Raw genomic sequence first — 7,971 nt, 5'->3', positions numbered from 1 at the left:
TGCCGCCGCGCGCATCGACGGCCGTGACGTGCACGTCGTCGCGTCGTACACGCAATTCATGGCACTCACGCGGAAGCTGGGGACGGCATGACGCGCGAGTCGGCCGTCCGCGTCGGGCTCGTCTACCCGGAGCTGCTCGGTACGTACGGCGACCGCGGCAACGCCGTCGTGCTCGTACAACGACTCGCGCGTCGCGGGATCGACGCCGAGCTCGTCGAGGTGCGCGCGGGCAACCGGATCCCGGCCGACCTCGACGTGTTCCTGTTCGGCGGCGGCGAGGACAACCCGCAGGGAGCGGCCGCGGACGGGATGCGCGCGTCGGCCGCGAACATCGCACGGGCGCGCGACAACGGCGCCGTCGTGTTCGCCGTCTGCGCGGGCTTCCAGCTGATCGGTACGCGATACGAGACCGGTGACGGGGAGCAGCTCGACGGTCTCGGCCTCGTCGATGCGCACACCGCGGCGGTGCCGGGCGCCGCCCGGCTCATCGGCGAGGTCGTGGTCGAGCCGGACGCGCCGCTGCCGCTGCTCACCGGGTTCGAGAACCACTCGGGTCGCACGACGCTCGGCCCGGGCACGCGACCACTCGGGCGCGTGCGCGTCGGCGGCGGCAATGGCGACGGGTACGACGGCGTGCTCGCGGAGCGCGTCGTCGGCACGTACCTGCACGGGCCTGTCCTGCCGCGCAATCCCGCGCTCGCCGACTTCCTGCTCCAGTGGGTGGTCAGGCCGCTCCCCGCGCTGCCGTCACCGCTCGAGGAGCAGCTGCGCGCCGAACGCCTCGACGTCGCGCTCGCGGGCCCGTTCGGCCGCTGGCGCGAGAAGCTCCACCTCGCGCGCGGCTGAACGCGACTATGAGTCCGTGATCTCGCGGATGCGGTCGATGCGCTCGCCCGCGTGGTTCGCGTCCGTGCCCTGGATCTGGAGCAGCTCGTCGCGGTCGCGCGCCGCTTCGCGCGCCGCGTCCTCGTCAGCGGCCGCGAGTCGCGCGTCGACGCCTTCCTCCATGATCCGCTCGGCTTCCTCGACGAGCGCGTCGATCATGTCGGCCTCGCGCACGACCCGGATCATCTTGCCCTTGACGAACAGATGCCCCTTGCCGCGACCGCCCGCGATGCCGAGGTCGGCGCCGGCCGCCTCGCCCGGACCGTTCACGACGCAGCCCATCACCGCGACCTGCAACGGGATGTCTCGCTCGGACAGTGCGGCCTGCGCGTCGTTGGCGAGCTTGATCACGTCGACGTCGGCGCGACCGCAACTCGGGCACGCGATGAGATCGAGGCCCTTCCGCTCGCGCAGACCGAGCGCCTCGAGGAGCATGCGACCCGCGCGCGCCTCCTCGACCGGGTCGGCCGTGAGCGAGTAGCGGATCGTGTCGCCGATGCCCTCGGCGAGCAACGTGCCGATGCCGGCCGTCGACTTCACGAGGCCACCGGGCGGCGGGCCGGCCTCGGTGACACCGAGGTGCAGCGGGTGGTCGACGGTGTCGGCGAGGAGCCGGTACGCGTCGATCATCACCGGGACGCTCGACGCCTTCACCGAGATCTTCACGTCCTCGAAGTCGACCTCGCGGAAGTAGTCGAGCTCGCGCATCGCCGACGCGACGAGCGCTTCCGGGGTCGCGCCGCCGTGGCGCTTCGCGATGTCGGGATCGAGGCTGCCCGCGTTGACGCCGATCCGGATGGGCAGCCCGCGGTCCTTCGCCTCGCGGGCGACGAGCTTGATCTGCTCCGGCTTGCGGATGTTCCCCGGGTTGAGCCGCAGTGCCTGCACCCCGGCTTCCATCGCGGCGAGCGCGAGCTTGTGCTGGAAGTGGATGTCGGCCACGAGCGGGACGGGCGATCGCGGCACGATCTGCGCCAGCCCCTCGGCCGCCTCCTCCTCGTTGCAGGTGCACCGGACGATGTCCGCACCCGCGGCGGCGAGCGCGTAGATCTGCGCGAGCGTGCCGTCGACGTCGGCGGTCTTCGTGGTCGTCATGGACTGCACGGAGATCGGCGCCCCGCCGCCGATGGCGACGCGGCCGACGTGCACCTGACGGGTCGGGCGGCGTGCGAGCATCGGGCCCAGCCTACGACCGGACGTACCGCTCGAGACCGTCGAGGTACCGGGTCGTGGTGCGCCGTTGGACGAGCCGAGCGACCGGGATCAACACGCGCGCGTCAGAACGGGTTCTGCTGCGGACGCACGATGTCGAGGAAGAGCGCGGAGACGCCGATGAACAGCAGCACCGCAACCACGACCGCGGTCACCGGTATGAGCTTGCGCATGTCGACCTGCACGCGCTTGCGGCGCACCATCGACGCGACCTTCTCGTAGATCGCGATCGCGACGAGCCCGCCGTCGAACGGCGGCAACGGCACCATGTTGAAGACGCCGACGAACACGTTGATGACGATGAGCAGCAGGAAGACGCTCACCCAGCCGACCTGCACGGCCTGGCCCGCGAGGCGGAAGAAGCCGAGCGGTGAGATGAACCGGACGCTGTCGTCGCTGTTCCCGCTGCTGCTCGAGCCGTTGCCGGTGCCCGTCGCCGGCGCGTTGCTCGTCGTGCCGCCGCTCGACGACGACACGTGATGATTGCCGGTCAGGTTGTCGGTGTACGCGCGCACGCCGGACGGCGAGAAGATCTTGCCGAGCGCGCCCACCGAGAGCTTCGCCGTGTCGTAGGTCTCGGTGAACGCGTGCGTGACCGACGACGGCAGGGACAGCGGCTCGAGCACGACCTTCGCGCTCACGCCGAGCTGGCCCTGATGGCCGGGAAGGTCTTGGTTGACCCGCGGCGTCACGGTGAACGTGCGGGTCGTGCCGTCGCGCTCGACCGTGATCCGGAGCGGGACGCCGGCACTGCCTTCGACCGTCTTGCGGACCTGCTCCCACGACGTGACGCGCCGCCCGTCGATGGACAGGACGCGGTCCCCGGCGCGGAGGCCTGCGTTCGCGGCCGGCAGCCCGCTGCTCACGGTGTCGAAGACCGGCTGCACCTTCGGCGAGTTCGGGTTCCCCGCCTGCCACAGCACGAAGAACATCAAGACGATCGCGATGATGAAGTGGACGGTCGAGCCGGCCACCGCCACGCCGAGCTGCTGGTGGAACGGCTTCGCGCTGTAGGCGCGGTCCTCGTCGCCGGGCTCGACGGGGTCGAGGTTGTTCATGCCGATGATCCGGCAGTAGCCGCCCGCGACGATCGCCTTCAGCCCGTACTCGGTCTCGCCCTTCTTCACCGACCACAGGCGTGGCCCGAAGCCGACGAAGAACTCGGTGACCTTCATGCCGGAGCGCTTGGCCATGACGAAGTGGCCGAGCTCGTGGAGCATGATCATCACGAAGAACGAGACGATCACCGCGATCGTCGCGGTCACCCGGGGCTCGACGATCGCGGCGACGATCGCACCCGCGACGACGACGGCGGCGATCGTCGCGGTCCGGGCCGGCTTGACGTCGACCTCGGCGAACGGATCCTTCACGCGGCGCTCCTCCGCTGGACGGCCGCGGCCGCGCGGGAGCGCGCCAGCCGATCGGCTTCGAGAACGTCCTCCACGTCATCGACGTTCCCGGCGCCGTGCTGGAGCACCTCGTCGACGACCTCCGCGATCGCCGACCACGCGATGGTGCCGTCCAGGAAGGCCGCGACCGCGACCTCGTTCGCGCCGTTCAGTGTCGCCGTCGCGCCCCCGCCGGCCCGTCCCGCCTCGTACGCGAGACGCAGGCAGGGGAACGCGTCGAGGTCCGGTGACTCGAACGTCAGCGAGCCGAGCGTCGTCCAGTCGATCGCACCGAACGGACGGTCGAGCCGGTGGGGCGCGCCGAGCGCGAGGCCGATCGGCAACCGCATGTCGGGCATCGACAGCTGGGCGATCGTCGCCCCGTCGGTGAACTCGACCATGCCGTGCACGACCGACTGCGGGTGCACGACGACGTCGACGCGGTCGAGGTCGACACCGAACAGCTCGTGCGCCTCGATGACCTCCAGGCCCTTGTTCATGAGCGTCGAGCTGTCGATCGTGATCTTGGCGCCCATGCTCCATGTCGGGTGCGCGAGCGCCTCCGCGACCGTGACGTCGCGCAGCTCGTCGCGCGTGCGACCGCGGAAGGGGCCGCCGCTGCACGTCAGGACGATGCGGGCCACCTCGTGCATCGAGCCGGCGCGCAGTGCCTGATAGATCGCGGAGTGCTCGGAGTCGACCGGGACGATCTCGCCGCCGCCCGCGGCGCGGGCCTTCGCCACGACGGGCCCGCCCGCGATGAGGCTCTCCTTGTTCGCGAGCGCGAGCCGCTTCCCCGCCTCGAGGGTGGTCAGCGTGGCGGGCAGGCCCGCGAAGCCGACGACCGCGTTGAGGACGACGTCGGCGTCCGGATGGGCGGCGAGCTCTGCGAGCGCGGCCGGGTCGTCGGCGCACGTGCGGGCGAGCGCTTCCGGCACGTCGAACTCCGCGGCCTGGGCCGCGAGCAGCTCGCGGTTGCGGCCGGCCGCGAGCGCGACGACGCGGTACTCGTCACGGTGCCCGCGGATGACGTCCAGTGCCTGGGTGCCGATCGAGCCCGTCGACCCGAGCAGCACCACTCCCCGCTCCTGCATCGGGACATCGTCGCGCGGCAGGTGCACCCGAGGAACATCCCCGGGCCCCGTGTGCCGCACCTCTCAGCCGACCTTCAGGGTCAGCCGAGCTTCAGGTACCGGACGAGGTAGTAGACAGCGGGCAGGCAGAACAGCATCGCGTCGAAGCGGTCGAGGACGCCGCCGTGCCCGGGGAGGATCGATCCGAGGTCCTTGACGCCCAGGTCCCGCTTCAGCATCGACTCGCACAGGTCGCCGAGCGGGGCAAGCACCGCGACGACGACCCCGAGCGCGAGTCCGTAGGTGACCTTCCCGTCCCACGGCGCGAGGCCGATCACACCGCTGACGATCACACCGAGCACGATCGCGGCGACCATGCCGGCGACCAGACCTTCCAGCGTCTTGTTCGGCGAGATGTCGGGCGCGACACGTGTCCGCCCGAACTGTGAGCCGACGAGATACCCGAAGACGTCGTAGCCGACCGCGCAGATCGCCATGCCGAGGATCATCCCGACGCCGTCGCGGTAGCCGAGCAGCAGACCGCCGAACGCGCCGAGCCCGCCGACGTAGGCGAACCCGAGCAGCGTGAGCCCGATGTTGACGTTCGCTCGCGCGCGCACGACGCCCGCGACGTACCACAGCATCGTGAAGATGACGACGAGCACCCCGATGTCCGGGAACGCGCTGAGGCCGCGCTTGTACGCGGCCACCACGATCGTGATCGACCCGAGCAGCCCGAGCACCGTCGCCGGACGGTGACCGGCCCGGCGGAACGCCTCGTAGAGCTCGAGGCACGACAGGCCGACGATCACCGCGACGAGCGCGGTCGCCGGACCGCGGCCGAGCTTCAGGCAGATGAGCGCGACGACGGCGACCGCGATGCCCGTGACGATGCGGGTGGACAGGTCGGGGGCGCCGGGAGGCGCGGCCGTCGGCGGTCGTTGGGGGCGGGTGGGCGGACGGCGCGACGGTCGGTCCTGCTGTGGACGCGTCTGCGCGTCCGCAGCGGCCGGGACCGCCGCGGCGTCGTCACCGGCGCCGGCCGCGCGCTCGGCGCGGCCCGCGGCCGCGGGACGGCGACGCCGTCGGCGGGCCGCGACCTCCTGCTCGAACGACGCGTCCTCGTCGACCTCGTCGGCGAGCGCGCCGAGCGGCGCTTCCTCGTCGCCCCGCAGCGACTGGCCGAAGTCGAAGTCGGACTCGGCCCAGTCCTCGGCGTCCGTGCGGAACCGCGGGCTGCCCGCCGCCGCGAGCGCGTTCCACGCGTCGAGGTCCTCCTCGCCGGTCAGGTCGACGGGCTCGGCCTCGGGAAGGATCTGCGGCACCTCGCCGGTGGGCGGTTCCGTCCAGTGCGGCAGCGGCATCGAGCCGGTGGTGTCGGCCTGGACGCGCACGACGCCGTCGTCGCCGGCATCGAACGTCGGCTGGGCTTCGACGGGCTCGTCGCGCCACACGCCACCACCCTCACGGGTGCGGGCCGCGTAGGCGTCCCAGTCGTCGCCGGCGTCCCACTCCTGCGGCTCGTCCGCCGCGGCCGGCCGCACCGGCATCTCCCGCTCGCGCTCGCTGCCCCCGTCGCGGCCCGTGTCGTCGCGGTCACGGGCCCACGCGGTCCCGGACCACGCGGCGCCGATCTCGGCGTCGTCGAGCTCGTCGATCTCCGCGGTCAGGGGCTCCTCGCCCTCCTCCTCGCCCGGTGACGTGGGGGCCACGCGGGGCGTCGGCGGGCTGACGTCGGACGGGAGCGGGAAGCGGGCGGCCGGCCGCAGGCCCGGGTCCGGGCGGGGCGGGACGTCGCCGTAGCGGACGTCGTCCTCCGACAGCCGGCGGCCGACCTGCCCGGCCTCCATCGCGGCCTGGGCCTCCTCGGCACCGATGATGCGGACGCCCTCGGGGGTGGTCGTGTCGGCGGGCCGTCCGCCGTCGTCGACGGGGCCCTCGCGGTCGTCGTCGCGCGAGTCGGTCACGGTCGCTCCGGCTTCGTCGGCACGGGTGAAAAGGCTAGCGGCGGGGCCCGACGCGCGACGGACTCCCACCGGGGGCCGGCAGGGCCGCTCAGACCTCGAGCAGCTCCTGCTCCTTGCGCGCGAGGAGGTCGTCGATGTCGCCGACCATCTCGTGCGTGAGCTTCTCGAGCTCCTTCTCCGCGCGGTCGAGCTCGTCCTCGCTCAGGTCGCCGTCCTTCTCGAACGCCTCGAGATCGTGCCGCGCCTGCCGGCGGATGTTGCGCACCGCGACGCGGCTCTCTTCGGCACGGTGCTTGACGACCTTCACGAGCTCCTTGCGGCGTTCCTCGGTGAGCGGCGGGAACGTCAGACGGATCACCTGCCCGTCGTTCGACGGGTTGATGCCGAGATCGCTCGCCTGGATCGCCTTCTCGATCGACTTGATCGCGCCCTTGTCGTACGGCGAGACGACGAGCACGCGCGGCTCCGGGACGCTGAACCCCGCGAGCTGCTGCAGCGGGACCTCGCTGCCGTAGTAGTCGACCTTCAGCTTCTCGACGAGACCGGGAACCGCGCGACCGCTGCGAACGCCCGCGAACTCGTCGCGCAGGTGGTCGAGCGCCTTGCGCATCTTCTCACGCGTCTCGGCGACGACCACGCCACGCACGTCGTCACCCATGATCCACCTCGCGCGTCACGACGCCTCCCTCGAGCTGACGAGCGTACCGATCGGCTCGCCGACGAGCGCGCGGTGGATGTTGCCGGGCGCGGTGACGTCGAAGACGATGATCGGCAGCTCGTTGTCCATGCAGAACGTGATCGCGGTCGAGTCCATCACCTTGAGGCCGCGGTTGAGGACCTCGAAGTGGCTCACCTGCGCGAGCTTGACGGCGTCGGGATCGAGGCGGGGATCGGCGCTGTAGACGCCGTCGACGCCCGAGTGCGTCCCCTTCAGGATGGCCTCCGCGCCGATCTCCGCGGCACGCAGCGCGGCGGTCGTGTCGGTCGTGAAGTACGGGTTGCCGGTCCCCGCCGCGAACACGACGACGCGCCCCTTCTCGAGGTGCCGGAGCGCGCGCAGCGGGATGTAGGGCTCGGCGACCTGGGCCATCGTGATCGCGGTCTGGACTCGTGTCGGCTGATCGACCGCCTCGAGCGCGTCCTGCAGCGCGAGCGCGTTGATCACCGTCGCCAGCATCCCCATGTAGTCGGCGCGGGCACGGTCCATGCCGCGCGTCGCGCCACTCATCCCGCGGAAGATGTTCCCGCCGCCGACGACGATCGCGATCTCGACGCCGAGGTCGGTGCGTGCGGCGGCAACCTCCTCCGCGATCCGCTGGACGACCGCGGCGTCGATCCCGAAGCCGACGGACTCGTCGGCGAACGCCTCACCGGAGAGCTTCAGCACCACGCGTCCGAACCGGCTCTGGGCCACGCCGTCTCCTCCGGTGTCGTCGCTGCCGTCCG

Annotated in this window: 7 protein-coding genes; 1 reads left to right on the top strand and 6 read right to left on the bottom strand. The window is 71.8% G+C overall.

All coding sequences use genetic code 11. The annotated features are described in order from the left end of the window. The first annotated feature begins 87 nt into the window (after positions 1 to 87). Positions 88 to 846 carry a glutamine amidotransferase gene (locus tag VFC33_02765; GenBank protein ID HZR12152.1) on the top strand — a complete coding sequence of 253 codons (759 nt, stop codon included), beginning with the start codon at positions 88 to 90 and terminating at the stop codon, positions 844 to 846. A gap of 6 nt (positions 847 to 852) precedes the next feature. Here VFC33_02765 and ispG read toward each other — a convergent pair whose 3' ends face one another. From ispG to pyrH, 6 genes are all read right to left on the bottom strand, one after another. Then, positions 853 to 2,061, bottom strand: coding sequence for a flavodoxin-dependent (E)-4-hydroxy-3-methylbut-2-enyl-diphosphate synthase (ispG, locus tag VFC33_02760; GenBank protein ID HZR12151.1), 1,209 nt, complete (start codon positions 2,059 to 2,061; stop codon positions 853 to 855). A 101-nt stretch (positions 2,062 to 2,162) separates the two neighbouring features. Continuing rightward, positions 2,163 to 3,467 carry a M50 family metallopeptidase gene (locus VFC33_02755; protein ID HZR12150.1) on the bottom strand — a complete coding sequence of 435 codons (1,305 nt, stop codon included), beginning with the start codon at positions 3,465 to 3,467 and terminating at the stop codon, positions 2,163 to 2,165. Next, a complete protein-coding gene (gene dxr, locus VFC33_02750) occupies positions 3,464 to 4,579 on the bottom strand; it encodes a 1-deoxy-D-xylulose-5-phosphate reductoisomerase (protein ID HZR12149.1) in 1,116 nt (371 codons plus the stop codon). The genes VFC33_02755 and dxr overlap by 4 nt, the downstream gene beginning before the upstream one ends. An 80-nt stretch (positions 4,580 to 4,659) precedes the next feature. Next, a complete protein-coding gene (locus VFC33_02745) occupies positions 4,660 to 6,525 on the bottom strand; it encodes a phosphatidate cytidylyltransferase (protein HZR12148.1) in 1,866 nt (621 codons plus the stop codon). Between the two features lie 88 nt (positions 6,526 to 6,613). Beyond that, complete coding sequence (frr, locus tag VFC33_02740; GenBank protein HZR12147.1) at positions 6,614 to 7,183, bottom strand: ribosome recycling factor; 570 nt, start codon at positions 7,181 to 7,183, stop codon at positions 6,614 to 6,616. A 15-nt stretch (positions 7,184 to 7,198) separates the two neighbouring features. Next, positions 7,199 to 7,939: a UMP kinase gene (gene pyrH / locus VFC33_02735; GenBank protein ID HZR12146.1), complete on the bottom strand. Its 741-nt coding sequence runs from the start codon at positions 7,937 to 7,939 to the stop codon at positions 7,199 to 7,201. Positions 7,940 to 7,971: the final 32 nt, after the last annotated feature.

It is taken from the genome of Acidimicrobiia bacterium (assembly GCA_035651955.1).
Classification (GTDB): domain Bacteria; phylum Actinomycetota; class Acidimicrobiia; order IMCC26256; family JAMXLJ01; genus JAMXLJ01.
This window is presented reverse-complemented; position numbering and strand designations above follow the sequence as displayed.

Excerpts from the sequence above, each read along its gene's own strand:
- VFC33_02765 (HZR12152.1), top strand. The coding sequence starts at position 88 with ATGACGCGCGAGTCGGCCGTCCGCGTCGGGCTCGTCTACCCGGAGCTG.
- ispG (HZR12151.1), bottom strand. The coding sequence starts at position 2,061 with ATGCTCGCACGCCGCCCGACCCGTCAGGTGCACGTCGGCCGCGTCGCC.
- dxr (HZR12149.1), bottom strand. The coding sequence starts at position 4,579 with ATGCAGGAGCGGGGAGTGGTGCTGCTCGGGTCGACGGGCTCGATCGGC.
- frr (HZR12147.1), bottom strand. The coding sequence starts at position 7,183 with ATGGGTGACGACGTGCGTGGCGTGGTCGTCGCCGAGACGCGTGAGAAG.